The following is a 23,129-nucleotide window of genomic DNA, read 5'->3' as shown; positions in this document are numbered from 1 at the left end:
CGCGGGTGATGACGGGTGAGGTGCTTGCGGGCCGCTACCGACTCGAGCGCGAGTTGGGGCGTGGGGGAATGGCCACGGTCTTCCTGGCCACGGACCTGCGACTGTCGCGCCCTGTGGCCCTGAAGCGGATGCACCCGGGAGGCGGCGCGGGTCGCGCGGAGCGCTTTCGCAGGGAAGCGGAGCTGGCGGCGTCCCTCCACCACCCTAACGTCCTGGAGGTTCACGACTACGGCGAGGACGGGGCGCATGGCCCGTTTCTCGTCTGTGAGTGGGTGAGGGGCGAGGACCTGCGCGCGCTGGCGGGGAGGCTGTCACCGGTGCCGCCCGAGGCGGTGATGGTGCTGGGCTGGGAGCTCGCTCGGGCGCTTGCGGCTGCGCATGCGTGCGGCATCGTCCACCGCGATGTGAAGCCGGACAACGTGCTGGTGGCGGAGGGCGGGCCGCTGAAGCTGGCGGACTTCGGCCTCGCCGCGCTGGAGGACCAGGAGCGACTCACGAGCACCGGGGCTGTGACGGGCTCGCTGCCATACATGGCGCCCGAGCGCATCGACACGGGCGCGTACTCGCCCGCCTCGGATGTGTATGCGGTGGGGGTCATCCTGTTCGAGCTGTGTTCGGGGACGACGCCGCACGCGGGCAAGGGCGCGGCGCATCTGGCCGCGTCGGTGATGACGAAGGAGGCGCCGCCGCTGACGGACGTGGCGCCGGGTACGCCCGAGCCGCTGGCGTTGTTGGTGGCGCGGTGTCTGGCGAAGGATGCCCGGGACAGGCCTCGGGATGGGGCCGTGCTCGCGGCGGCGCTGGAGGAGTTGCTCCAGCGTGGGGTGGGACCGCCCGCCGAGGTGGCTCGGGAGTTCTTGGGCAACCCGGTGGCGGGTGTTACGCGGTGGCGTCGGGCTCGGTTCGAGCGGTTGTTGGAGGAGGGGCGCGGACTGCTGGCGCGTGGCGAGGGCGCGCGGGCGGCGAAGGTGCTCAACGCCGCGCTGGTGCTGGAGCCGACCTCCGCCGAGGTGGTGGCGCTGTTGCGAGAGCGGCCGAGGCGCTCAGGGTTGGGGGTTGGCACCGTGGGCGCGGGGCTCGTGCTCTGCGCGGCGGTGGGGTGGGGTGGATGGATGCTCGCTCGACGGAGCGGGGCTGAGGTCTCCGGAGTGGAAGTGGCGAGCGCCGACGTGCGTTCGCGCGTGGGCGTGGCGGTCGAGGGAGCGAAGTCCGCACAGCGGGCGGGTGAGAGTTCCGCCGAGGTGGGGACGCTCCAGGGTGTCGAACGAGAGACGCCGTCGCGTGGCGCGGAGTCTCCGTCAGGGCAGGTGGCCTCGGAGATGGGGCCCGCTGTTGGCTCCGACACCGACGCCGAGCAGGCTCATGCTCCCTCGGCCCCGAAGACAGACCGCCACATCCGGGATGCTTCACGAGGACGGGGACGTTCGAAGGAGGAGGCTTCGCCGAAGCCCGTCGGATCGCCTGTGCCGAAGGGCCATCCGGCGAGAGGCGAGCCCACTGATGTCTCCCAGTCCCCGGTGCCGACGACGCGCTCGAAGGTGGGAACCACCGCCTCCGATGTTTCCCAGTCCCCGGTGCCGACGACACGCCCGAATGTGGGAACCACCGCCTCCGATGCCGCCCAATCCCCAGTGCGGACGACGAGCCCACACGTGGGAGCCACCGTCTCAGCTGCCGCCCAGTCCCCGGTGCCGACGACGAGTCCGGGCATGGGAGTCACCGCCTCCGCTGCCTCTCAATCCGCGGCGCCGACGACGAGCCCGGGCGTGGGAACCACCGCCCCCGCGCGTCCCGCCGTGCTGAAGGTGACGGCGCGCCCGTGGGCGGAGGTGTTCGTGAACGGCGAGAGTCGAGGCTACACGCCTCGCGTGCGTGAACTCTCGCTTCCAGCGGGGACCTACCGGTTGCGCTTCGTCAACCCGCTGTGTGACGAGGTCGACCAGGAGGTCACGCTCGCGCCCGGTGAGACGGTGGCGCGCGACGTGGTGTTGTCATTGCGCAAGGCGGAGGTGCTCATCCTCGCTCCCGTGGGTGCGCGACTCTTCGTGGATGGACGGGAGGTGGGCGTAGCGCCCCTCTCGGGTCCGGTGGCGGTCGAGCATGGGCGACACACGGTGACGGCGCGCCGCGCGGGTGCGCCTCCCTTGCAGCGAGAGGTGGACGTGGTTGCCGGTCGTCGTCTCGAAGTGTCGCTGGACGTGACGCCGTGATGGGTGCGGCCTTGTTGGTGATGGTGCTCGCGGCCTCCCCGCTCGACGGCGCGCGCGGTGCCTACCAGTCCGGCGAGCTGTCCCAGGCTCGCGCCGAGCTGGAGTCCCTGCTCTATCCGCTGCGGCTCGACGGAGCCGCGTTGGAGGCGGAAGCGCACCTGTTGCTCGCGGCCACCTACCACGCGCAGGAAGAGCTCGCCCGCGCGGAGGACGAGGCGGTGCGAGGCCTGGCCGCGCACGATGACGCGGTGCTGGACCCGCTACTGTATCCGCCGGACTTCCTCGCCTTCGTGGAGCGCGCGCGTGTTCAGCACAAGGCTCGCATCGCGGAGCTGAGCGCTGAGCGACGTCCACGGCTGCTCCCTCCGCCGACGCCCATCATCGACCCCGTGCAACGGGTCGAGGTGCCTGCTTCGCCGACGCCGACGCGTGCCTGGTATCTGGCGCCGTTGGGGGTGGGGCACTTCAAGCACGGACGCTCGAAAATGGGCGCGGTGATGGCGGTGACGCAGGGGTTGGGGCTCGCGGCTGCGGGAGTCTCGCTAGGGGCCTCGCTTTCAATGCGAGGGGCGGACGGTCGCTACAGCGCGAGTGACGCGGGGACGGCGCGGACGCTCAACGTGACGTACCTGGTGGGCGCCTATGCCTTCGCGGCGGCCTATGCGTATGGTGTCCTGGATGGGATGGTGTTGGCACCCGCACCGTCTGCTCGCCCGGTGCCCTGAGGGACGGGCGGGATTTTCGTTTCGGGGAGCCCGCTTTTAAGAGTGGAGGACTGGAGGCCGACATGACCACCGACATCATCCGTGAGCGCCGCTTCAACCCCCTGATTGCCGGGGTGTTGTCGTTCTTCTTCCCGGGCCTGGGCCAGCTCTACAAGGGGCAGTTGTTCCGAGCCATCCTGTGGTTCTGCTTCGTCGGCGCGGGGTACTGGTTCTTCTTCTTCCCTGGAATCGTGCTGCACTTCTTCTGCGTGTTCGGCGCGGCCCTGGGCAGCGCGGGGCAGGACCGGCTCCGGCTTCGCAGGTAGCGGTGAGTCCCGTGTCGTGACGGAACGATGACCCCACGCGGGACGTCCGCCCACCAACGGGTCTTCGGGCCCGTGTACCTCTGTGACTGTCCCTTCTACGCAAGGAGCAGTCGCGCATGGGCATGTCCATTGGTGGTGGCCGGGGTGGAACGAAGAGTGACATCAACGTCACGCCCCTGGTCGATGTGGTGCTGGTCCTCCTCATCATCTTCATGGTGGTGACGCCCAAGATGACGCGAGGCAAGGACGTGGTGCTTCCGAAGGCGCAGCACATCGAGAAGGGGGACGAGCCTGACCCGCTGGTCCTCTCGGTGACGCCGGACCAGAAGCTGTTCGTGGAGTCCGAGGCCTATCCGGACGAGCGTCTCTTCCAGGCGAAGCTCAAGGCCGTGCTGCGGCAGGAGCCTGGACGGCGCCTGCTGCTCAAGGCGGACCAGTCGCTCACGTACGGAGACGTGAAGAAGGTGATGCAACTGGCGAAGGGCTCTGGGGCGGAGCGGGTGTCTCTCGCGGTGGTGAAGCCCAAGGATGAGGCGGGCGCCGGCACGCCGTTCCCGTTGGAGCCCTGATGGATGTCCGTGGGCTCCGGTGACGGGGCCGGAGCCCACGAGGTGACAGTCCGCAAGTCACGCGGGCCTCCGTGCGTGGGCCCAGGCATAGTGTCACGGATATGTGGCGTGGCTTGTGGGCGAGGATGTCCCAACAGAACGTGGCGGTGACGCGGCTCTTCGGGATGCTGCTGTTGCTGGGCGTGTGCTGTCTGGGGTTCATCGCGTTGTCGGACGAGGTGTCGGAGGGAGAGACGCAGGACTTCGACGAGCGGGTGCTGCGCGCGCTGCGAAGTCCGGAAGACCCGTTGGTGCCGAGGGGGCCGTGGTGGGTGCGGCTCACGGCGGAAGACGTGACGTCACTGGGTGGCGCGCCGGTGTTGTTCCTGGTGACGCTGGCGGTGTGCGGCTTCCTGGTGCTGGTGCGGCGCTACCGGACGTTGCTGCTGGTGCTCGTGGCAACGGTGGGTGGGACGCTGCTGAACGGGGCGCTGAAGCAGTTCTTCTCCCGGCCCCGGCCCTCGGTGGTGCCGCACCTGAAGCAGGTGATGACGACGAGCTTCCCGAGCGGACACGCGATGTTGTCGGCCATCGTGTACCTCACGCTGGGCGCGCTCCTGGCGCAGCTCGCGGAGAGCAGGCGCGTGAAGGCATACATCCTCATGGTGGCGCTGCTGCTCCCGCTGCTGGTGGGGCTGACGCGGGTGTACCTGGGGGTGCACTACCCCACGGATGTGCTGGGCGGCTGGGTGGCGGGGCTCGCGTGGGCGCTGCTGATGGCGCTCATGGCGCGTGGCCTGCGTCGGCGCAGCCCGGCTTTGCGTGAAGAGACGCGGCGCGAGGTGGAGTGACGGCGCGTAGAGACGGTGGGCGTTCCCTGGTAGAGACCGCATCATGGGACGCATGTTGTTGGTATCGCTAGGGCTGGTCCTGCTTCCAGGGTGCGCCCTATTTCGTCCGAGCTCGCGACCCGCGAAGGTCTCCCCCGAGGAGGCAGCGCGGTACTCGTTCCCCGTCGTCCTGCCCACGGAAGGGCAACACGTGCTCCCTGGGCCCATCGCGGCGGCCATCGCCTTCGCCATGGAGGACTTTCTTCCCCTGGGAACCAAGCCTCCGCGAGATGCGACCCCCACGGAACTCTGCGCCTTGCGCCGTGAGACCTACGACGTGACCGCCGTTCCTGGTTCGGAGGGAGTTGTCTTCGTCAGCTTCGCGGTTCGCGCGGAGGCGTGTCGCGACCTTCAAGGCCCCAGCCTCTCGGACACGCCCATCGTCTACGCCGTGGATGTCCGCCGGTGGCTCATCCTCTCCGTGCAGAAGTAGGCCAACGACTCGCCCAACAGGGCCGCTCGGTCTCTGGGATACCGAGAGGGCGCCAGCCCCAGCGTCGGGCACGAACGCGTCCCCACCCCGGCCCTCACGAAAAAGCCCCCACGAGGCGCTTGCTGGGCGAAAGTCGTGACCCCGTGCGCCGTCTCTCCCGTCCCTCCCCACCTCATCTGCTCCCCTCTCCCGCGAGGTTCGCGGCATGAGCGTGTGGAGCTGGCTGGGTCGGTGGTTCCCCTCGCTGCGCGGCGAGCACGTCCCCATCTTCTACGACGAGGACTACCGACTCCCCCTCACCGGTATCGAGTCCACCGTCGGCGTCGAACCTCGCGGCGTGGACTTCACCACCTGGTACCTGCTGGAGAAGCACGTCGTCCGGCCCTCGGACGTGTACCGACCCAGGCCCGTGAGCTACGCGGAGATGTCCCGCATCCACGACGCAGCCTACCTGGAGTCACTCAGCCTCCCGGAGACCCTGGCGCGCATCTACGCCGTCGACCCGTCCGAAGTGCCCGTGGACACCCTCCTGTCCAATGTGCGGCTCGTCTGCGGTGGCACCCTCGGCGCAGCGCGCCTCGCCTTCGGCCGCCGAGGCCCCGTCGTCAACATGTCCGGCGGCTTCCACCACGCCGCCCCCGGCCGTGGCGGTGGCTTCTGCGCCGTCAATGACATCGCCGTCGCGCTCGCCTCCCTCCACGCCGATGGCTACGAAGGACAGACTGTCGTCCTCGACCTCGACGCCCACCCACCCGACGGCACCGCCGAGTGTCTCGCCGGACATCCGAAGGTCTGGATCGGCTCGCTGTCCGGCAGCGACTGGGGTTCTCTGCCCGAAGGTGTCGACGAGACGCGCGTGCCCGAGGGCGTCACCGACGACGGTTACCTCGCGCTGCTCGAGGCCACGCTGTCGCGCATGCCCAAGCCCGACCTCGCCTTCGTCATCGCCGGCTGCGACGTGCTCGCGGGTGACCGCTTCGGACGCGTGGGCCTCACCGTGCAAGGCGCGCGACGCAGGGACCAGCTCCTGGCGCGCGCGCTGCGCGGCGTGCCGAGCGTGTGGCTCCCCGGCGGCGGCTACCACGCCGAATCATGGAAGGTCTTCGCCGGCACCGTGCTCGTGCTGTCCGGCATGGGCGGGCGCCGCATCAAGGACCGCTATGACCCGCTCAGCGCCCGCTACCAGCGCATCTCCCGGCTGCTCTCGCAGGAAGGCGAGCCGCTCGATGAGCCGCTGACGCTGGAGGACCTGGAGGGCTCGCTCGGCCTGGGCGGCGCGGTGCAGCCCCGCGTCCTCGGCTTCTACACGGCGCAGTCCCTGGAGTACGCCCTCTTCCGCTACGGCCTGCTGTGGCAGGTGGAGCGACTGGGCTACAGCCGACCTCGCGTGGAAGTCGGCTCCACCGGCGTGGGAGACCGCATCAAGGTGCTCGGCCACGCGGGCGGACAAGAGCACCTGCTCGTCGACGCCGTGGTGGAGCGACGCACCATCACAGGCGAGCCCTTCTTCTTCGTCAACTGGCTGAGCCTGCGTCACCCCCGCGCGCGCTTCAGCGAGCGCCGTCCCCAGCTCCCGGGCCAGGACGTCCCCGGCCTCGGCCTCGCGCGCGAGGCCACGGAGATGTTCGTGCTGATGGCCAGACGCCTCGGCCTCGCGGGCGTCGCCTCACGGCCCATGTGGTACCACCTCGCCGTGGTCGCCCGAGCCCGCTTCCGCTTCGTGGACCCCGCGCGTCAGGGCCGCTTCGAGGCGATGATGCGAGACCTCGCCCACCTGCCCCTGCTCGAAGCCACGCGCGCCGTCGCCGAGGGCCGCGTGTCGCTCAACGGCGAGCCCTACCGCTGGGAGCCGGACGACCTCGTCCTGCGCCTGGAGCCCGTCCCCGTCGACACCGACGTCATCGCCGCCGAGTTCGAGCGCTGCCACTTCACCGTGGAGCCCCGGCACGGTTGAGCCCCCAGGCGCTCGTCCACCCGGCACCCACCACGACCCCCCGGGGCTCATGGTAGGCAGGGGCCGTGGACCTGGACGCGCTCCGCCGTGAGCAGCACAAGCTCCGGCTCTCGTGGATGCCGTGGCTCTATTTCTCCCTCAAGCCCCGCCACCGCGCGTGGGCGGACGCCTGGCAGCGCGAGGTGCAGGACCTCCTGCGCGAGCTGGAGACCGTCGAAATCGCCGAGGGCTGCTTCATCGCCCCAGAGGCCCGAATCTTCGCCGAGCCCGGCCGAGCCGTCGTCCTCGGCCCCGGCTGTAGCATCGCCGCGGAGGCCTTCGTCCATGGCCCCGTCGTCCTCGGGCCCCGGGTGAGTCTCAACGCCCGCGTGAGCCTGGACGGCGGCGCGGGCGGCATCCGCATCGGCGAGGGCACCCGCATCGCCACCGGCGCCACCCTCTATGCCTTCGACCATGGCCTCGCCCCGGACCGCCCCGTGCGAGACCAGCCCGTGACTTCCCAGGGCATCACCCTGGGCGCGGATGTGTGGATAGGTGCCAACGCGGGCGTGACGGACGGCGTCACGGTGGGGGACCACGCCGTGGTGGGCATGGGCGCCGTCGTCACTCGCGACGTGCCTGCCTGGGCCGTCGTCGGGGGGGTGCCCGCCCGTGTGCTCGGCGACCGTCGGGAGCGCCACCGCTCGGGGGCTCCGGGCGGGTGGGAGCCGGGCGACCAAGAGTGAACCTTCTCCGGCTTCATTGACTTCCCGACATTCGCCGGCTCTATGCTGGAGAAGACGTCGCCACCGGGAGGGGCACAGGGTGTTGGACAGGCTTCCGGCAGCCATGTGCGCTGCCTGGAAACTGGACCCCCGCCGAGGGCGCAGGAGGCCGAAGTGGCAGACGAGCGGCGGGACGTGGGGCATGTCGAGGCTCCAGTACCGGTTCCCGAGGCGAGCACGGGCGGCCATTCCCCGCGCGCACCCTCGTCATCCTCGGACAGCGGAGCCGCGATGGCGCGGCGCCTCCAGGTGCTGGAGGGGCTGCTCAGCGAGGTCGTGTTCCAGCTCGACGCCCACGGCCGCGTCACCTACCTGGGCCCCGGCTGGGAGAAGCTGACGGGGACGCTCGGGGCGATGTTCCAGGGCCACCCGCTGGTGGAGGCCGTGCACCCGCCGGACCGCGAGGCCGCGCGAGCGCTGCTGGAGGCGGTGGCCACGCAACGCCTGCCCGACGCGCGCCAGGAGCTGCGCCTGTCCGTGGGCGAGGACGCGCGCTGGGTGGTGCTCGCCGCGCGAGGCGTACCGGGCCTGCCCGGCGAAGTCGTGGGCACGCTGCTCGACATCGACTCCCGCCGTCGGGCCGAGGAGGCCGTCGCCACGCGCGAGCGCTACCTGGAGACGATGGTGGAGGTGCAGCGGCGGATGATGCCGCACCAGCTCCCCGTGGACCTGTATGCCTCCGTGGTGGAGCCGCTGGGCCGCGTGTCCGCCGCCAGCCGCGTCTACGTCTTCGAGATGCACCGCGGTCCGCAAGGCGAGCCGCTCGCCTCACAGCGCGCGGAGTGGTGCTTGCCGGGGATTCCTCCCAACCTGGAGGACCCGAACATGCACGGCCTGCCGCTCCTGGAGGCGCTGCTGCCCGAGCAGGCCTCCGCGCTGATGCGCGGCGAGCCGGTGCAGGGCTTTCCCGGGAGCTTCACGCCCGTGCTGGAGCCGATGCTGGAGGCGCAAGGCGTACGCTCGGTGCTGCTCCTGCCGCTGCACGTCCACGGGCAGCTCTTCGGCGTCATCGGCTTCGACAACTGCCGCGCGGCGCGGCCCTGGGGGCCCATCGAGGTCAACCTCCTGTCGGGCGCCGCGGGCACGCTGTCGCTCGCGCTGGAGCAGCGCACGGACAAGGCGCTGCGCGTGCGCACGGAGACGACGCTGCGGCGCACCGAAGCGGGCGTGCACCTCCTGATTGAGGCCTTCCCCGACCCCGTGATGGTGCACGTGGGGGACGGCGTGCTGCTGTCGGTGAACCCGGCGCTGGTGCAGTACCTGGGCTACCAGGACGCGTCGGAGCTGGTGGGCCGGCACGTGCTGGAGCTGGTGCGCGAGGAGGACCGGAGCGCGGCGCAGCTCTACCTGGGGCAGGCGCTGGAGGGGAAGCGGTCCGCGCGCGCGGTGGAGGTGCCGCTGGTGCGCCGTGACGGTGAGACGGTGGTGGCGGACCTGGTGACGCTGGCCGTCGTCTTCGACGGAACGCCCGCGTGGGTGACGATGGCGCGCGACTTCACCGAGCGCAAGCGCTCCCAGGCGCAGCTCATCCTCGCCGACCGCATGGCCTCCATGGGCCTGCTCGCCGCGGGCATCGCCCACGAGCTGAACAACCCGCTGGCCTACGTGCTCTCCAACCTCGACTTCCTGCACGCCACGGTGGGGCCGCGCGCGCGACCGCTGACGCCCGATGACCTGGTGGAGTGCCGCCAGGTGCTGGACGACGCACGCGAGGGCGCCGAGCGGATGCGGCAGATTGTCCGCCAGCTCCGCGTCTTCTCCCGCGTGGAGGACAACCGCGAGGAGCCGGTGGACGTGCACCGGGTGCTGGACTCGGTGGCGCAGATGGCGGCCAGCGAGGTGCGTCCCCGAGCGCGGCTGATAAAGAGCTACGGCGTGGTGCCGCACGTGCGAGGCAACGAGGGCAAGCTGTTCCAGGTGTTCCTCAACCTGGTCATCAACGCCGCGCACGCGATTGAGGAAGGCCAGTCGGAGACGAACGAGATTCGCATCACCACGCGGCCGGACGACGGCGAGCGCGTCCTGGTGGAGGTGCGAGACACCGGCGGCGGCATCCCTCCGGAGCACCTGCGCCGCATCTTCGACCCGTTCTTCACCACCAAGTCCGCGGGCCTGGGCACGGGCCTGGGTCTGTCCATCTGCGACACCATCGTCACCGCGCTGGGCGGCCACATCTCCGTGGAGTCGTCCGTGGGCGTGGGCACCACCTTCCGCGTGGCCCTGCACGCCTTGCCTCCGCTGGACGCCGTCTCCCGTCACGGCTTCTGAGGCCTGGCGGCGCCGGAGTCCCCCTCGCGCGCGCGTGAGTCGCTCGCGAGGGGGCTCTTGGTGACGCGCGTCAGCTACAGATGCCCAGGGGCTGTGAGCCCTCGACACCCAGCAGCGTCCGTTTGTGAGTGATTCCCGCCCACTGGGCGATGGTCACCCACCAGGTCTTCTTGAAGAAGAGGATGCGGATGCGGGCGAAGGCCTTCAGGGTCCCGGAGAGCGTGTTCAGGTCCAGGTCCGTCTTCAGCTTCCAGTCGAGCGTGCAGACGGGCCAGAAGACCTCGCCCGAGGCGGGCAGGGTGGCGTTGATGAGGGCCAGGCTGCCCTCCACGCCGAAGGCGATGATGATGACGTCCACGGACGCGGAGGCCGCGACGTTGGACCAGCCGCCCGGTATCGCCGACAGCCGCGCCACCGTGGGGCCGATGAGTCCCTGCACCGCCAGCTTCACGCCGCCGGAGAGCGACGCCTTCACGGTGATGGGAACGGGCCCCACCACGAACGTCTTCGAGGCGGAGAAGAACGTCCGGCTCCAGTTGATGGGAGGCGGGGAGTACGTGGCGTAGAGGCTGGTGGACCAGACCTCCTGGCCCAGCACGTAGAGCGCCGCCGTGCCGCTGTTGTCGCCGCCGTTCTGTCCCACCACCTGCGCGCGCCCGCGCACCACGTCGTGCTCCGAGGAGAACACGGCGGCGAACAGCTTGCCCTCCGCCACCGCCACGACTTTCTTGTCCGCGTTGATGGTCGCCGTCTCGGCGGTGAGCACCGCGTTGAGGTGGTAGCCCGCGCCGAAGAGGCTGTTGCCGAACTTCTCCGTGCGCACGTAGGACTTGTTGAACGTCTGCGCCGGGTTGGTCCACGGCATGATTTCCGTCGGCGGAGGGACCTGGTGCTGGAACGCCTCCGGAATCACTGCCTGCTGGATGTCGATGTTGTGGGTGTAGTCGGACGTGTCGAACAGGAGCTGGCCTCCCGTCCGGTTCGTCTCGTCCTGGAGGATGGCGTACTCCTGGTTCGTCGTGTAGCTGGCGCCGGGGACGAACGGCGCTACCTGCGACTCCCACGCCACCGTGTTGTTGAGCATCGTGCCCGGGGCGTAGACGGCGAAGGGATACTTCGAGGGCTGGACGACGTAGGGATTCGGGTCGACATAGTTCTGCGCGGCGACGAGTCCTGGAACCACGACCAGCATCGTCGCGACGACGCGCGACAGTGCCTTGTTCATGTGGGCCTCCCGGGGGATAGGTGGAGGCCGTCTATTTACTCCGAGTGAAGTCCGTGGATGTATTTGATTCGTCGAAACACGCCGCGGGTGGCGTTGGTATGTCTGACTTTCCACGGTCCATTGCGTCAACGTCAGTGCACGGGCAGGGGTGCTGATTGAGAGGTGACAGGCGTTGTGGGGGTTTCCACGTACGTGGTGGCCATGCGTCGGATATCGGGGTTCCGCTCGTGCTGGCTCGCCCAGCGCAGCAGGGCCAGGGCTCCGGGGGTGTTGCCCCGGTGCTGGCCAAGGAGTTGGACGATGTCGGAGCGCACGCCGTCGGACACGTCCTCGCGCAGCGCCTGTCCGAGCATGGGCAGGAGCAGCGGCTCCAGGGGACGGAAGCCGCAGGCGAAGACAGCGGCGCGGCGCACCTCGGAGGCGGGGTCATTGGCCAGTCGCTCCACCACCATCCGGTCCGCCTCCGGGCCGGGAATGCCCCGCAGCGCCACCATGGCGGCCTCGCGGACCTTCACGGAGTCGGAGCGCAGCGCGTCCGCGATGGACTCGAGCGCGCCCGGAGCGCGGGTGTTGCCCAGCGAGCGCAGCAGCAGGGCCCGCTGCTCCGCGTCGCGCGCGGCGCGGTAGTCGTTCTTCAGCTCCTGCACCAGCGCCTCGGAGCCGCGCCCGTCGGTGTCGTTCATCTGGAGCGCCGCGTTGCCCATCGCCAGCGTCGCCGTGCCCCGCAGGCGCGGGTCCTCGCTCCGGGACAGCTGTCGCAGGGTGTCCACGCCCTCGCGGAGGGGGTTGTCCGCCATGCCCAGCGCGGAGACCGCGTCCATGCGCACGTCCGTCGTCAGCGCGGCGTCGACGGTGGCCGCCGCCAGCGCGCGCAAGGACTCCGGCGTGCTGGCCGCGGACAGCGCGCCCAGCATCGCGCTGGCGGCGAGCGGGGACAGGTCCTTCGAGCGCAGCAGCGCGGGGATGCGCGCGGCCTCCTCGGGGTGGAGCAGGAACAGGGCGCGGAGTTGCTCCAGGGCCCGCGTCCTCGCGTCATCCCGGGCCTTCTCGTCGGTGGGCAGCGCGAGCAGGTCCGCGTAGATGTCCGCGAACGTCCGCGAGCCGAGCACCTGTCGATGGTGCGCGAGCGGGTCCGTCGCCTGTCCCTGGAACGTCGCCAGCGCCGCGGTGTTCAGCAAGCCCGAGCGCGCGGCGAAGGCGTCCCGCAGAGAGGGGTCCTGTCGACGCTCCAGCAGGCGCAGCGTCAGCTCCGTCGCGTTCGTTACCGTGGGCAGGCCCTCGCCCGGCTCCACCGTGAGCTGCTCTCGCGTCTGGAGGCTCTGGAGCCACACGCCTTCGCCCAGCTCGAAGGTGGAGCCGCCGCTGACGCTCAGGCGCAGGCTGTTCGTGCCGCCCACCGGCTGGAGTCCCTGGGGTGTCGCCGCGGCGGTATAGGCGTGCTTGCGCTTCTCGAAGCGGCTGGTGCCCTGGCGCTGGTACCGCGCGACGTACTGGCCGGAGGTGTCCTGCTCCTCCGTGCTCCACGTCGTCCCGGGCGCGCCGTTCACCACGAACTGGGAGGACGCCACGACGGAGCGCAGCAGCCCGCGCGCCAGCTCGTCCACGCCCTGCTCGAAGTGTGTCAGCGACACCGCGCCCGTCCGGTCCAACGTCGCGAAGAAGGGCAGCGACAGCGCCGCCACCATCGCCTGTCGCTGCTCGGGTGCGAGCGCTCCCTGGCCTTCCACCTGCAACTCGAAGCTCGTGGGGCGCAGGTGGAGGCGGACGAGTACGGCGTCGGCCTCGGCGGAGACGATGCCCACGTCCCACTCACCCTGGACGGAGAAGCGCATGCCGGGGCTGGTGGGCGCGGCGGGCGCCTTCTGTTGTCCAAAGGACACTGTCAGCGCCAGGCTCAGCGCGTGACGGTGGAGCGAGCCCGGCACCCAGGCCCGTCCTCCCGCCGCGTCGCGCGCGTCTGGGAGGGCCTCGGAGGGCGGCGGAGGCGCGGAGGCCCGCACGGGCGACGCCGCGTTTTCCACCGGAGCGGAAGATGCTTCCCCTGCTTGCTTCCACCACACGGCGCCCAGCCCCAGGAGGAGGAGGAACGCTGCCAACCCGACGACGTGCGGTCGCTTGCGGCGCATGGAGTCTCCTGGGGACGCTTCCTTGACAGGGGGATGTGTCCCAACCCACGCTTGTCATTGAATGACTGGGAACGCCAGGGCGCTGAGGATATAGCGAAATCCCTTATCGTGGAGCTGACATGATGAATCGACTCCGCTTTCGTCATCTCATACCCGGAGTGCGCGAGGCTCGAACGGCCTCACGGCCAGGGGCGTGGCGGTGGCTGGTGGGATTCGCGCTGGCGTTGCTGGCGGCCTGTGGCGCCCGGGAAGAAGCTCCGTCGTCCACCGTGCTCGGCACCCAGGCTCAAACCGTCCAGGCGGTCCGCACGTGTCCTGTCACCCAGGTCTCCTCGCTGACGGACTCCTGCATGGGCGCATGCCATCTGGGCTGCGGTGACGGCGTCTGTCAGGTGGGCGCGGAGACGGAGGCCACGTGTCCGGGCGACTGCTGGTGTGGTGACGGCGTCTGCACCGCGGAGACGGTGAACACCTGTCCCGTGGATTGTGGGTGTCCCGGCAGGATTGCCGGCGACTGCCAACCAGCGGACCCCTCCTGCTCCGTATCCCGGGGGGACCCGTTCGCGGTCCCCACCCTCCCTCGTCAGGAAGCACCATGAGCCGTCATCACCACCTCCTGCTGGGCTGCTGCTGCGCGGCCCTGGCATGTTCCTCCCCCACCATCTCTCCTCGGGCCTTCGTGGACGTCGAGGCCGAGGTCGAGTGGCGCGGCTTCCCCGAGACGAGCGTGACGCTCCCGGCGGGGGGCTCCAAGGTGCGAGGGCTGCACATCGCCGACGTGGACGGTGATGGGAAGAAGGACCTGGTCCTCGTCGCCTCGCAGGAGGAGCAGGTCTGCATCCTCCAGGGTGAAGGGGGAGGGCGCTTCGCCCAGGCCCGGTGCCTCGCCGCGGGGACCACGCCCATGGACGTGGCCGTCAGCGACGTGAATGGCGACGGTCGGCAGGACCTGCTCATCGTTGGCCACTTCTCCAACGCCCTCACAGTGCGCCTGGGTGGAGAGAAGGGCGCATTCCAGGAGGGAATCCCGTACTCGCTGGGCAATCACTCGCAGCAGGTGCGGGTGGCGGACCTCGACGGGGACGGGCACCTCGACGCGATAACGAAGAACGCGGGCTCGGCGGGCTTCTGGAACATCACCTCGCTCAAGGGCCGCGGGGATGGCTCCTTCGGTGAGGCGGTGCCCCACTCCGTCACCGGGCTTCCCCGCGACTTGATGGTCGCGGACGTGAATGACGACGCGCTGCCCGACGTCCTGGTGCTCAACACCAACAGCTTCACCGTGGACATCCTCCTCGGCAGGAGGGACGCGAAGCTCACCGCCGCGCCTCCGCTGAAGCTCAGCGGGTCCGCGGACGACGAGCCCTTCCGACTGGCGCCGGTGGACATGAATGGCGACGGCAAGCTGGACCTCGTCGTCACCCATGGCCTGTCGGACAGCGGCTACCTCTCCGTGCACCTCGGTGACGGCCGGGGCGGCTTCACCTCCACCGCGTCCATCCTCGCCAACGAGCCGGGCGAGGTGGTGGTGGCCGACTTCAACCAGGACGGGCGCAGCGACATCGCCCACGCGGGGATGTCCGGCGGCGTCTACCTGTTGCTCGGCGCGGCGGACGGTCAGCTCGGTGCGCCGCTGCGCGTGGCGTCCGGCGTGACGCCCACGTCCCTGGTCGCCGAGGACCTGGACGCGGATGGCTTCCCCGACCTCGCGTGGACGACGCCGGACTCGGTTGAGGTCCTCCTGGGCTCCACGGTTCGCCGTCAGCCCTAGGCGCGCGTCCGGGCGCAACGTCGGTTCTTCGCAGCACCTTGGGATGCACCCACCGTGGAGGTTGGCATGAAGCAACTCTGGCTCATCGTCGGTCTGGTCTTCGTCGGCTTCGCGAGCCCCGCCTGGGCGCAGCTCAGCGGCCGGTGCGGCGGGGACGACAACCTCACGCCGCAGCAGGTGGCGGGACGCAACGCGTGGGCGCGCAAGTGCGGGTACATCTCCGCCGCGAAGGAGTCCATCCTCAACGCGGACAACGAGTACCAGGTCTTCGCCAACGGCTGTTTCCAGTACCCGTGCTCCACGAACAGCTGTCTGTTCTTCGTGCCCGTCTCATCCAGCGCGCCCTGCGTGACGGGGCTCGTCAACCTCGGCTCGTGTGTGGCGAGCCTCGTGTCACCGCCGCGCGGCTCCATGCTGGCGTACCTGGAGGACTCCGGGCCCGCGTGGCCGTCGTGGCTCCAGCACGCCCCGCGTGACGCGGCGGGCCCCACATGAGCGCGGCGGCGACCGGCCGCTTCCTCCCGCGTCTCACCGTGGTCCTGATGGCCTGCCTGACCTGGACGGCCTGCGATGCCGTGACTCCAGAGGACCCGGGCGAAGCGCTCGGCGCCTCCTCCCAGCCGCTTCCCGCCTGCCAGTGCCCGGTGCAGTACCTCCGGCCGGGCGAGGTGGTGGACCCGCTGCGGCCCCAGTGTCCCTATTACGAGTGTGAGAGCTACTGCGGTGATGGCTACTGCGCTCCGGGTGAGGACTCGTGGAGCTGCTCCTGGGACTGCGGCTCGCCCACCTGGTGTGGGAACGGCGCCTGTGATGTCGGTGAGAACGAGGGGAGCTGTCCCTCCGACTGCTACTGCGGCGACGGCTGGTGCAACGCCGAGACGGTGTATTCGTGCCCTGTCGACTGTGGCTGCCCCAATCCCTGTGGCAACGGGACGTGTGGACCGGGCGAGTCCACCGCCACGTGCCCCAGCGACTGCGGCTCGGTGTGTGGAGACGGCGCCTGCAACGGGAGCGAGGACGTCATCTACTGCCCCTCGGACTGCGGCTACTGCGGGGACAATCTCTGCACGGGCTCGGAGACGTGGAGCAGCTGTCTGAATGACTGCGGCTTCTGTGGGGACGGCCTCTGCACCGGCATCGAGAACCGCTTCCTCTGCAGCCAGGACTGCGGCTTCTCCGCCCCGTGCCTGCGTCCCGCCGAGTGCCCCATCCCGGAGCTCTCCCCGGACGTGGCTCCCTGAGGGAGAGGCTGGGACTCCGGCGCTTCACACGGCCGGAGTCCCAACCCGAGGGCTTCAGCGCACGGGACTACAGGCCGCCGACGTCCACGTCGTCACGCAGGGACAGGCGGTAGTCGTCCTGGGCCCACTCGTTCTGGAAGCGCACGGAGCCGGTGAGGAAGCCCTCCGCGTTCATCACGTTCTCCAGCTTCACCTTGCTCTCCGGCCGGACGTTCCAGACCTGGCCCTTGAAGTTGAAGACGGTGACGCGGTTGAGGTGCAGCTTCGCGCCGTCGGCGCCCAGCAGCGTGTCGCCGGCCTTCAGGGTGCGGGCCTTCACCATCGTGCCGTCCTCGAGGACCATCGGGTGCTCCGCCGTCACTTCCAGGCGGCGACCCTCCTGGGTCTCCAGGGCGAAGATGTCCTCCTGCGTGTCACCCGCGACGTAGCTGCGGATGGTCTGCTCGCCGTAGCGCAGGAATCCCGGCTCCGAGTCCGGGCTCAGGGACGTCACGGTGGTGATGCCGGACGCGTAGGCCTCCGGCACCGGCAGCATCCGCCCACCGAAGGCGACCTTCTGGCTGGGGGTGGTGCAGCCGGCGACGCAGGTGCCCAGCTTGTTCAGGCCGGCGATGCACGTGGCCGCCTCCTCGGCCGGGACGAAGAACGTGCAGGACGAGCCCGCGGGCACGGCCGGGTACGCATTGCAGCCGTTGGTGAACACCTGGTACTCGTTCTCCGCGTTGAGGTACGCCTCGCGCGTGGCGGTGATGAGGCCGCACCGACGAGCCCAGGCATTGCGGCCCTTGGCGAGCTCAGTCGTGGTGAGCTGGTCATCCTGGAAGCAGCGCGTGGACAGCTGCGCCAGGGCGGTGCTCGAGAAACAGACAGAGAAGACAGCGACGGCGATGAAGACATTCTTCATGGGTTCTCCTTGAGGTGGTTGAGGTGGACTCTGCTGACGTCGCCTACGGCACGCCCGCGGCGCTCCAGGCGTCTCGCACCGCGTTGACGACGGAGGCGTCGTAGCGGTCCTGCGCGGCCTGGAGGGTGTAGGCCTTGGCCTGGGACATCGTCGTGGTCGACGTGTAGTAGTTCGTCGCGGCGAAGTAGAAGGTCTGCGCCGCGCGGTTCATGCCGACGCCCGCCACGTTGATGGGCGTCTTGCCGCGCGGGTGCGTGCCGCCCGTCACGAGCAGCTTGAAGACCAGGTTCTGGATGCCCGAGTTCCAGTGCACACCGCCGTTGTCCGCGGTGCCCGTGTAGCGCTCGGGGTAGTAGTCCTTGGACGAGCCGTCTCGCGTGGGGTTGTCCATGTAGCGCAGCGCATCCCCGCCGGTGTTCGGCGTCCAGATGTCCTCGCCAATCTTCCAGACGTCCGCGTCGATGGCGCCGCCGCGAGCCCAGCTCTCGCAGATGGCGGCGGCGATATCCGACAGGCTCTCGTTGAGCGCGCCGGACTCGTTGCGGTACACGAGCCCCGACTCGTACTGCGTCACGGCGTGGGTGATTTCATGGGACACCACGTCCAAATCCAGGCCGAGCTGTCCCGAGTTCACCCCGTCACCATCGCCGAACACGATTTGCACGCCGTCCCAGTAGGCGTTCACGTACGAGGCGCCGTAGTGCACGGTGCTGGTGATGGTGGCGCCCCGGTCATCGAACGAGTCGCGACCGAAAATCGTCTCGTAGCAGGCGTACGTCGTGCCGACGTGGTCGTAGTTCACGTCGACATGGTTGTCGCCCGTGGCCCCGCCGAGCTCGATGCGGCGCAGGGTGCCGGGCGTGGTCCACTGGTTGTTGGCCGAGTGGATGCGCCGGTTCATGGCGGAGTGGATGAGCGGCTGCACATCGAGCACCCGGCCCGACGCCGCATCCACGTAGACGCGGTCCCTGGCGGGCGCGTCCTCGCGAGTGCCCGCGCGCGTCACCTCCCAGGCGGAGGCCAGCGTGCCCTCGGCGCCCAGGAAGTAGACGAAGCGGGGCTCGCCCTCGACGACGAGCGTGTCGAGTCCCTCCAGCGCCGCGCGCTTCACGTCGTCGATGGGGAGCCGCGCGAGCGTCGCGGGCTCACCGGCGCCTCGGGCCGAGCCATTGGCCGCGTACACCAGGCCCGCCTTGTCGACGTGCACCACCAGCTCGCCACCCACGACGCGGGTGCCCTGGCGCGTCTGGTCATAGCGGATGTGCGTGAAGCCCAGGTCGTCCACGCGGCTGGAGCGCACCGTCAGCTCCTCCGCGCGCAGCCCGAACACCGGGGCGATGGCGCGCAGCGCGGGCGCCAGCGCATCACCGGCCTTGAGCGAGACGAGCGACGTGTCGGCCGTGCCCAGCCGGCCCCTGATGAAGCGGGGGGTGCCGTCCTTGCCCGCGTCGACCACTTCCACGCGGCCCAGCGCGGCGAGGGCGTCCTGGCGCGCCTGCCGGGTGCTGTCCCGCGCCTCGGCCGGGTCCGCCGGGACGTCGCCGCACGCGACGCCCATCACGGCACAGCACGCTCCAATCAATCCCTGTTTCCAAGTCCGAGTCACGACGCGCTCCTGTCTTTGGGTGGGTGTTGCTTCACGGCTCCAGCGCGGGCGCGACCGATGGACGGGCGAGCCCTCCTCGCTGGCACTGCGGGACACACGAGGCCCCCTCCGCCCTCGGCGGACAGGGGGCTCCTGGGCCCATTCACAGCCGCGGATTAGAGGTGGGCTGTCATCCGCTGGACTTCGTCGGGGCTGGCCCCCGACTCCGCCAGGCCGGCGAACAGCGCCTCTCGCAGCAGGTTCTTGAGCCGGGGGTTGCCGAGCTTCGAGTACGTGTCGACGGCGAGCTGCCGGTCCACCTGCGCGAGCCGGAACAGCAAGTCATACTTCTCTCCGACGAGCCCCTTCTTCACCGAGTCCGGCAGTGCGCTGTCGATGGGCGTCAGCGCCAGCGACGTCATCGCCTCGCGGGCGGTGGGCTCCTGGGGCGCCAGCTCGAAGAGCAGGTCAATCATCGCCATGCGCTCCAGCACGGGCTCGGGCTTGGCCTCCAGGAACTGGGCGCCAGGCGGGAGTTGCTGGAGCGCGGTGGGGTCCGCCAGCTCGTTGCGCAGCGCGACGATGCGCGCGCCGCCTTCGCGCGTCAGCTCCTCCACGAAGACCTCCTTGCGGAAGAACGCGTTGAAGCGCCCGGCCCGGTACTCGCGAGCGGACTGCCGCGCGGCCTCGCGCTGCTCCTTCGCGACGCGGGCCTCGTCCTTGACTGGCTCGGTGACGGACGCGGTGGCGGCTGGCGCGGCGATGGGCGTGCCCGGTCGCTTCGGCGCCGACGCAGAGGGGGCGCGCACCTGGGGCACCGGAGTGCCGGGAGGCGTCGCGGTGGGCTCGGCGGTGGTCCTGGAGAGCAGCCCGTAGAGGCCGGTGCCTCCGAGGACGAGCAGCGCGAGCCCGGGTCCCATCATCCGCCAGCGTCGTGGAGGCTCTGGCTTGGCGCTCTCGGGAGGATGTCCGTTCATGGGGCCTGGCTCCTTGTCGATGACGACGCGATTCGATGAGAGGGGTTAGAACAGCCAGCGCGGCGGAGGCGGCTCGTCGGAGAGGCCGAGGAACCTGCGGTTGACCACCCGGTTCTCGGGGTCCACCGTCACCTGCAGCACGGGCTCGGGGAAGGGCACCGTCACCTGGAGCGTGTCGGAATCGGGCTCCAGGCCGTAGTCGAGCGTGACGAGCTTGCGCTGCGTGGCGCCCTCGAGCAGCACGTCCACCGAGACGGGGTAGCGCTTTCCGGAGAAGGTGCGCTGGAGGGCGGTGACGGTGACTTCACCGTCGTCCTCCTCGGTGCTCACCTCGAAGTAGGGCCAGTCCGGGTCTCCCGCGCCGTGGACCCACGCGTCGAAGTACGGGCCCAGGTTCTTGCCGGAGGACTGCTCCAGCGCGGCGCGCAGGTCCTCCACGCTCCTGTCCCCAGGCTGGGACAGGAAGCTCTTGATGCCTCGGAGCACGGCGTCCTGGCCGAGCAGCGGCTCCAGCTGGAGGAACAGAATCATGGGCCCGGTGCCGTAGACGTCCGACGCGAGCGAGAGGAAGACGGGCGGCGGGGCATCCTGGGGCTGCGGGTAGTACGCGGCGGTGCGCGCCAGCCTGTCCCAGTACGCGCGCGTCTGCTCCGCCTCGCCCGTCGGGCGCGCGCGCGCTTCGTACAGGTACGTGAGGTACTCCGCGATGGCCTCCTTCCACACGAAGTCGAAGGGCCGCGACAGCGTGGTGCGATTGCCCGCCCACTGGTGCACGACCTCGTGCATCAGCGTGTGCATGGTCATGTTCGCGTAGTCGCGCCGCAGGTCCGGCAGGTCCTCGCGGAGGATGAGGTTGGCGGGGTGCTCCACGCCGAGCCAGTCGGTGGGCGCGCCCGCGACCCGCAGCTCCGTGCCATAGGGCAGCGGCCCCAGCTCGTCGATAATCCAGTGCAGGTACGCCGTCACGTCCCCGCCGTTGAGCGAGGACGCCAGCTTGCCGCCGGGCACCTCGTAGAACACCAGCTTGAACTTGCCCGACACCTCCGTGAAGGTCTTGGAGACCCAGGCGGGGTTGGAGGCCACGGCGAAGGACGAGTACGTGGGCGCCCGGGTGAGCCCCGTCAGCGTGCACTTCGTCGTGGTGTCGTCCTGCCGCGTGCGCTGGCCCGGGCACAACACGCGCTCACCGTTCGCGTGCTTCACGGTGAAGACGTATTGCGCGAGCAGGTCCGTGCGGTCGTCGCAGGGGCCGAACCTGTCACACGCCTCCACCCAGTTGAGCAGGTAGGAGAACGTGTTGCCCGCCTTGTCCTGACGACGGGAGAAGCCGACCTGCGTGAAGTCGTACGTCTGGAGGGGCACGGTGAAGCGCGCCTCCAGCTTCACCTGGCCCGCGAAGATTCCCGGCCCGCAGACGCGGATGCCGTCCTCGACGGACTCGGCTCGCAGCGGGACGCTCCCATTCCAGCGGACGTCGGTGAGTCCCTCGGGCGCCCTCACCACGAAGCAGTCGCCGCCGGGAGGATAGACGTTCAGGAGCAGCGTGGACTTCGCCGCGCCTGTCTGTGTCGCGAACTCGTATTCGTAGCGCGTCACGTTGACCGTGAAGTCGCCCTCGGGCACCAGCGGCTCGAACTCGAAGGAGTTCTCCCGCGTGCCGACGAGGGCCTCTTCTGGCGGGGCCGCGCCCTCTGTCGGGCCACACCCCGTGAGCGCGCTCAGTGCCACCACCGCGAGACTGCGTGCCACCTGGTTCGCAAACCATCCTGGGATGCTTCGCATGGCGTCCTTGTCGTGAAGTGACGAGCGCGGTGGGACGACGCGAGAGCCCATGTCCCCCGAGGGGCTCTCGCGTCGGCTTCAAGCAGGGTGCTGCTCAGACCTACAGGCCGTCGACGCTGGCCTCGTCACGCAGCGACAGGCGGTAGTGGTCGTCCGCCCACTCGTTCTGGAAGCGCACCGAGCCCGTCAAGAGGCCCTCCACGTCGAGCACGTTCTCAATCTTCTCGTGGCTGACGGGCTGCACGTTCCAGGTCTTCCCCTCGTACCGGAACACGGTGACGTCGCGAATCTCCACCTTCGCGCCCGTGGTGCCGAGCAGCAGGTCGCCCTTCTGGAGCGTCTTGGCCTTCACCATCTCACCGGTGGCGGTGACCATGGGATGCTCGGACGTCACCTCGACGCGGCGGCCGTCCACCGTCTCAATCGCGAACACGTCCTCCACGGTGTCTCCCGCCACGAAGGCGCGGATGGTCTGCTCTCCCGTCGTCGGCGCGACGAGCGAAGCGTCCTTGGTGAGCGCCGTCACCGTGCGCACGCCCGCGGCGTAGGCGTCCGAGATGGGCCAGTACTCACCACCAAAGGAGACCTTCTCCTTCGCCGTGTAGCAGCCCGTCACGCAGGTGCCGAGCTTGACCAGGCCGGGGATGCAGGCCGCGTTGACGTCCGCGGGGATGAAGAAGGTGCAGCTCGCGGAGGGCCCCGTCGTGGCGAACGAGTAACAGCCGCCGGAGAACACCTGGTACTCGCCTTCGGAGTTCAGGAAGTCGCGCTTCGCCGCGGTGATGTAGCCGCAGTTGTGCGCCCAGTTGTTGCGGCCCTGCGACAGCGTGAACGTGGTGAGTTGATCATCCGTGAAGCAACGCGTGGACAGCTGCGCCGACGCCGTCGTGGAAAGCGCCGCGCACGCAAGGACAACCAGATACGACAGTCGCTTCATGGGCTTGCTCCTGAAGGCTGATGGAGGGGCTTTGTTTTGCGAGGAAAGGGGATATACCCGGGTTCACTCCCCGTAAAGTGTAAATCGACATATCGTGGGAATCCCTGACTGAAATTTTGGGTGTAATTGATTTGCTGTGAACACGGAGAATTCCAGCCGTGAGTCGCGTGGGTTGGAGCGGGTGTCGGCTCTAAAACTACTGAGAACTCAGTGGGTTGGATGAGAGGTCCTGCTCGTTTTCGTGGTGCACGGCGACAGCCCATCGCGTCAGGAATTGACGGCCCGAGTGGGCGGCGGCTGCGTACACCGGGCTTCGACCTGGGGTTCGTGATGTTCCAGGGAGGGCGCACTCCCGGTGTTGATTCTGGACGTCTGGTGAGAGGTCGCGGGGCTGGAGCGGAGTGTGTGGCGGCGGACGGGCCATGACGGCAGGTGTGCGAGGGAACCGGAGAGCCTTTATGAGGGGCTCGCCCTGGAGCGGCGC

The 23,129-nt window shown here is 69.6% G+C and carries 20 protein-coding genes; 13 read left to right on the top strand and 7 right to left on the bottom strand.

From position 1 onward, the window contains the following. Window positions 1-8 precede the first annotated feature (8 nt). From ACN469_RS00185 to ACN469_RS00145, 9 genes are all read left to right on the top strand, one after another. Complete coding sequence (locus tag ACN469_RS00185; RefSeq protein ID WP_498762956.1) at window positions 9-2,210, top strand: protein kinase domain-containing protein; 2,202 nt, start codon at window positions 9-11, stop codon at window positions 2,208-2,210. After that, entirely contained in the window at window positions 2,210-2,935 is a 726-nt protein-coding gene (locus ACN469_RS00180; RefSeq protein ID WP_498763582.1) for a hypothetical protein, read from the top strand. Before ACN469_RS00185 ends, ACN469_RS00180 begins: the two co-directional genes overlap by 1 nt. 62 nt (window positions 2,936-2,997) lie before the next feature. Continuing rightward, the gene (locus ACN469_RS00175) at window positions 2,998-3,240 is read left to right on the top strand and encodes a hypothetical protein (RefSeq protein WP_498762954.1); all 243 of its coding nucleotides are present in this window, start codon (window positions 2,998-3,000) and stop codon (window positions 3,238-3,240) included. 116 nt (window positions 3,241-3,356) lie between these two features. Further along, window positions 3,357-3,809, top strand: coding sequence for an ExbD/TolR family protein (locus tag ACN469_RS00170; RefSeq protein WP_498762952.1), 453 nt, complete (start codon window positions 3,357-3,359; stop codon window positions 3,807-3,809). A gap of 125 nt (window positions 3,810-3,934) precedes the next feature. Beyond that, the gene (locus ACN469_RS00165; RefSeq protein WP_498762950.1) at window positions 3,935-4,639 is read left to right on the top strand and encodes a phosphatase PAP2 family protein; all 705 of its coding nucleotides are present in this window, start codon (window positions 3,935-3,937) and stop codon (window positions 4,637-4,639) included. Between the two features lie 43 nt (window positions 4,640-4,682). Then, window positions 4,683-5,111, top strand: a complete 429-nt coding sequence (locus ACN469_RS00160; RefSeq protein ID WP_498762948.1) for a hypothetical protein — start codon at window positions 4,683-4,685, stop codon at window positions 5,109-5,111. A gap of 205 nt (window positions 5,112-5,316) precedes the next feature. Beyond that, the gene (locus ACN469_RS00155; protein ID WP_498762947.1) at window positions 5,317-7,065 is read left to right on the top strand and encodes a histone deacetylase family protein; all 1,749 of its coding nucleotides are present in this window, start codon (window positions 5,317-5,319) and stop codon (window positions 7,063-7,065) included. 65 nt (window positions 7,066-7,130) lie between these two features. Continuing rightward, a complete protein-coding gene (locus ACN469_RS00150; protein WP_498762945.1) occupies window positions 7,131-7,790 on the top strand; it encodes an acyltransferase in 660 nt (219 codons plus the stop codon). A gap of 270 nt (window positions 7,791-8,060) precedes the next feature. Then, the gene (locus ACN469_RS00145; protein WP_498762943.1) at window positions 8,061-10,097 is read left to right on the top strand and encodes an ATP-binding protein; all 2,037 of its coding nucleotides are present in this window, start codon (window positions 8,061-8,063) and stop codon (window positions 10,095-10,097) included. Window positions 10,098-10,167: 70 nt separating this feature from the next. Here ACN469_RS00145 and ACN469_RS00140 read toward each other — a convergent pair whose 3' ends face one another. Together ACN469_RS00140 and ACN469_RS00135 are read right to left on the bottom strand one after the other, a co-directional pair. After that, the gene (locus tag ACN469_RS00140) at window positions 10,168-11,322 is read right to left on the bottom strand and encodes a hypothetical protein (protein ID WP_498762941.1); all 1,155 of its coding nucleotides are present in this window, start codon (window positions 11,320-11,322) and stop codon (window positions 10,168-10,170) included. Between the two features lie 131 nt (window positions 11,323-11,453). Continuing rightward, window positions 11,454-13,448, bottom strand: coding sequence for a HEAT repeat domain-containing protein (locus ACN469_RS00135; RefSeq protein WP_498762939.1), 1,995 nt, complete (start codon window positions 13,446-13,448; stop codon window positions 11,454-11,456). A 119-nt stretch (window positions 13,449-13,567) separates the two neighbouring features. On the opposite strand from ACN469_RS00135, the gene ACN469_RS00130 reads away from it, so the two are divergent. The 4 genes from ACN469_RS00130 (at window position 13,568) to ACN469_RS00115 (ending at window position 16,460) form a co-directional block, all read left to right on the top strand. Continuing rightward, a complete protein-coding gene (locus ACN469_RS00130) occupies window positions 13,568-14,047 on the top strand; it encodes a hypothetical protein (RefSeq protein ID WP_498762937.1) in 480 nt (159 codons plus the stop codon). Then, window positions 14,044-15,219 (top strand): FG-GAP repeat domain-containing protein, encoded by a 1,176-nt coding sequence (locus ACN469_RS00125; RefSeq protein WP_498762935.1) that lies wholly within the window; start codon window positions 14,044-14,046, stop codon window positions 15,217-15,219. The genes ACN469_RS00130 and ACN469_RS00125 overlap by 4 nt, the downstream gene beginning before the upstream one ends. A gap of 66 nt (window positions 15,220-15,285) precedes the next feature. Then, window positions 15,286-15,714, top strand: a complete 429-nt coding sequence (locus ACN469_RS00120; RefSeq protein WP_498762933.1) for a hypothetical protein — start codon at window positions 15,286-15,288, stop codon at window positions 15,712-15,714. Further along, window positions 15,711-16,460: a hypothetical protein gene (locus ACN469_RS00115; protein WP_498762932.1), complete on the top strand. Its 750-nt coding sequence runs from the start codon at window positions 15,711-15,713 to the stop codon at window positions 16,458-16,460. Before ACN469_RS00120 ends, ACN469_RS00115 begins: the two co-directional genes overlap by 4 nt. Window positions 16,461-16,527: 67 nt before the next feature. On the opposite strand, the gene ACN469_RS00110 is transcribed toward ACN469_RS00115, so the two are convergent. The 5 genes from ACN469_RS00110 to ACN469_RS00090 form a co-directional block, all read right to left on the bottom strand. Further along, window positions 16,528-17,364, bottom strand: coding sequence for a hypothetical protein (locus tag ACN469_RS00110; protein WP_498762930.1), 837 nt, complete (start codon window positions 17,362-17,364; stop codon window positions 16,528-16,530). Window positions 17,365-17,407: 43 nt separating this feature from the next. Then, complete coding sequence (locus tag ACN469_RS00105) at window positions 17,408-18,922, bottom strand: M4 family metallopeptidase (protein ID WP_498763581.1); 1,515 nt, start codon at window positions 18,920-18,922, stop codon at window positions 17,408-17,410. 203 nt (window positions 18,923-19,125) lie between these two features. After that, on the bottom strand, window positions 19,126-19,926 hold the full coding sequence (locus ACN469_RS00100; RefSeq protein WP_498762929.1) for a hypothetical protein: 801 nt from the start codon (window positions 19,924-19,926) through the stop codon (window positions 19,126-19,128). 45 nt (window positions 19,927-19,971) lie between these two features. Then, on the bottom strand, window positions 19,972-21,675 hold the full coding sequence (locus ACN469_RS00095; RefSeq protein WP_498762927.1) for a M1 family aminopeptidase: 1,704 nt from the start codon (window positions 21,673-21,675) through the stop codon (window positions 19,972-19,974). A gap of 133 nt (window positions 21,676-21,808) precedes the next feature. Beyond that, window positions 21,809-22,645 carry a Hint domain-containing protein gene (locus ACN469_RS00090; RefSeq protein ID WP_498762925.1) on the bottom strand — a complete coding sequence of 279 codons (837 nt, stop codon included), beginning with the start codon at window positions 22,643-22,645 and terminating at the stop codon, window positions 21,809-21,811. Window positions 22,646-23,129 lie beyond the last annotated feature (484 nt).

Source organism: Corallococcus terminator (assembly GCF_049194865.1).
Classification (GTDB): Bacteria; Myxococcota; Myxococcia; order Myxococcales; family Myxococcaceae; genus Myxococcus; species Myxococcus terminator_A.
Note: the sequence above shows the minus strand (reverse complement) of the source record. Positions and strands in the feature narration are given on the sequence as shown.

Bases quoted from the DNA above. Each gene is read 5' to 3' on its own strand.
- ACN469_RS00185 (WP_498762956.1), top strand. From the start codon at position 9: ATGACGGGTGAGGTGCTTGCGGGCCGCTACCGACTCGAGCGCGAGTTG.
- ACN469_RS00180 (WP_498763582.1), top strand. From the start codon at position 2,210: ATGGGTGCGGCCTTGTTGGTGATGGTGCTCGCGGCCTCCCCGCTCGAC.
- ACN469_RS00175 (WP_498762954.1), top strand. From the start codon at position 2,998: ATGACCACCGACATCATCCGTGAGCGCCGCTTCAACCCCCTGATTGCC.
- ACN469_RS00170 (WP_498762952.1), top strand. From the start codon at position 3,357: ATGGGCATGTCCATTGGTGGTGGCCGGGGTGGAACGAAGAGTGACATC.
- ACN469_RS00165 (WP_498762950.1), top strand. From the start codon at position 3,935: ATGTCCCAACAGAACGTGGCGGTGACGCGGCTCTTCGGGATGCTGCTG.
- ACN469_RS00160 (WP_498762948.1), top strand. From the start codon at position 4,683: ATGGGACGCATGTTGTTGGTATCGCTAGGGCTGGTCCTGCTTCCAGGG.
- ACN469_RS00155 (WP_498762947.1), top strand. From the start codon at position 5,317: ATGAGCGTGTGGAGCTGGCTGGGTCGGTGGTTCCCCTCGCTGCGCGGC.
- ACN469_RS00145 (WP_498762943.1), top strand. From the start codon at position 8,061: ATGGCGCGGCGCCTCCAGGTGCTGGAGGGGCTGCTCAGCGAGGTCGTG.
- ACN469_RS00140 (WP_498762941.1), bottom strand. From the start codon at position 11,322: ATGAACAAGGCACTGTCGCGCGTCGTCGCGACGATGCTGGTCGTGGTT.
- ACN469_RS00135 (WP_498762939.1), bottom strand. From the start codon at position 13,448: ATGCGCCGCAAGCGACCGCACGTCGTCGGGTTGGCAGCGTTCCTCCTC.
- ACN469_RS00130 (WP_498762937.1), top strand. From the start codon at position 13,568: ATGATGAATCGACTCCGCTTTCGTCATCTCATACCCGGAGTGCGCGAG.
- ACN469_RS00125 (WP_498762935.1), top strand. From the start codon at position 14,044: ATGAGCCGTCATCACCACCTCCTGCTGGGCTGCTGCTGCGCGGCCCTG.
- ACN469_RS00120 (WP_498762933.1), top strand. From the start codon at position 15,286: ATGAAGCAACTCTGGCTCATCGTCGGTCTGGTCTTCGTCGGCTTCGCG.
- ACN469_RS00115 (WP_498762932.1), top strand. From the start codon at position 15,711: ATGAGCGCGGCGGCGACCGGCCGCTTCCTCCCGCGTCTCACCGTGGTC.
- ACN469_RS00110 (WP_498762930.1), bottom strand. From the start codon at position 17,364: ATGAAGAATGTCTTCATCGCCGTCGCTGTCTTCTCTGTCTGTTTCTCG.
- ACN469_RS00105 (WP_498763581.1), bottom strand. From the start codon at position 18,922: ATGGGCGTCGCGTGCGGCGACGTCCCGGCGGACCCGGCCGAGGCGCGG.
- ACN469_RS00100 (WP_498762929.1), bottom strand. From the start codon at position 19,926: ATGAACGGACATCCTCCCGAGAGCGCCAAGCCAGAGCCTCCACGACGC.
- ACN469_RS00090 (WP_498762925.1), bottom strand. From the start codon at position 22,645: ATGAAGCGACTGTCGTATCTGGTTGTCCTTGCGTGCGCGGCGCTTTCC.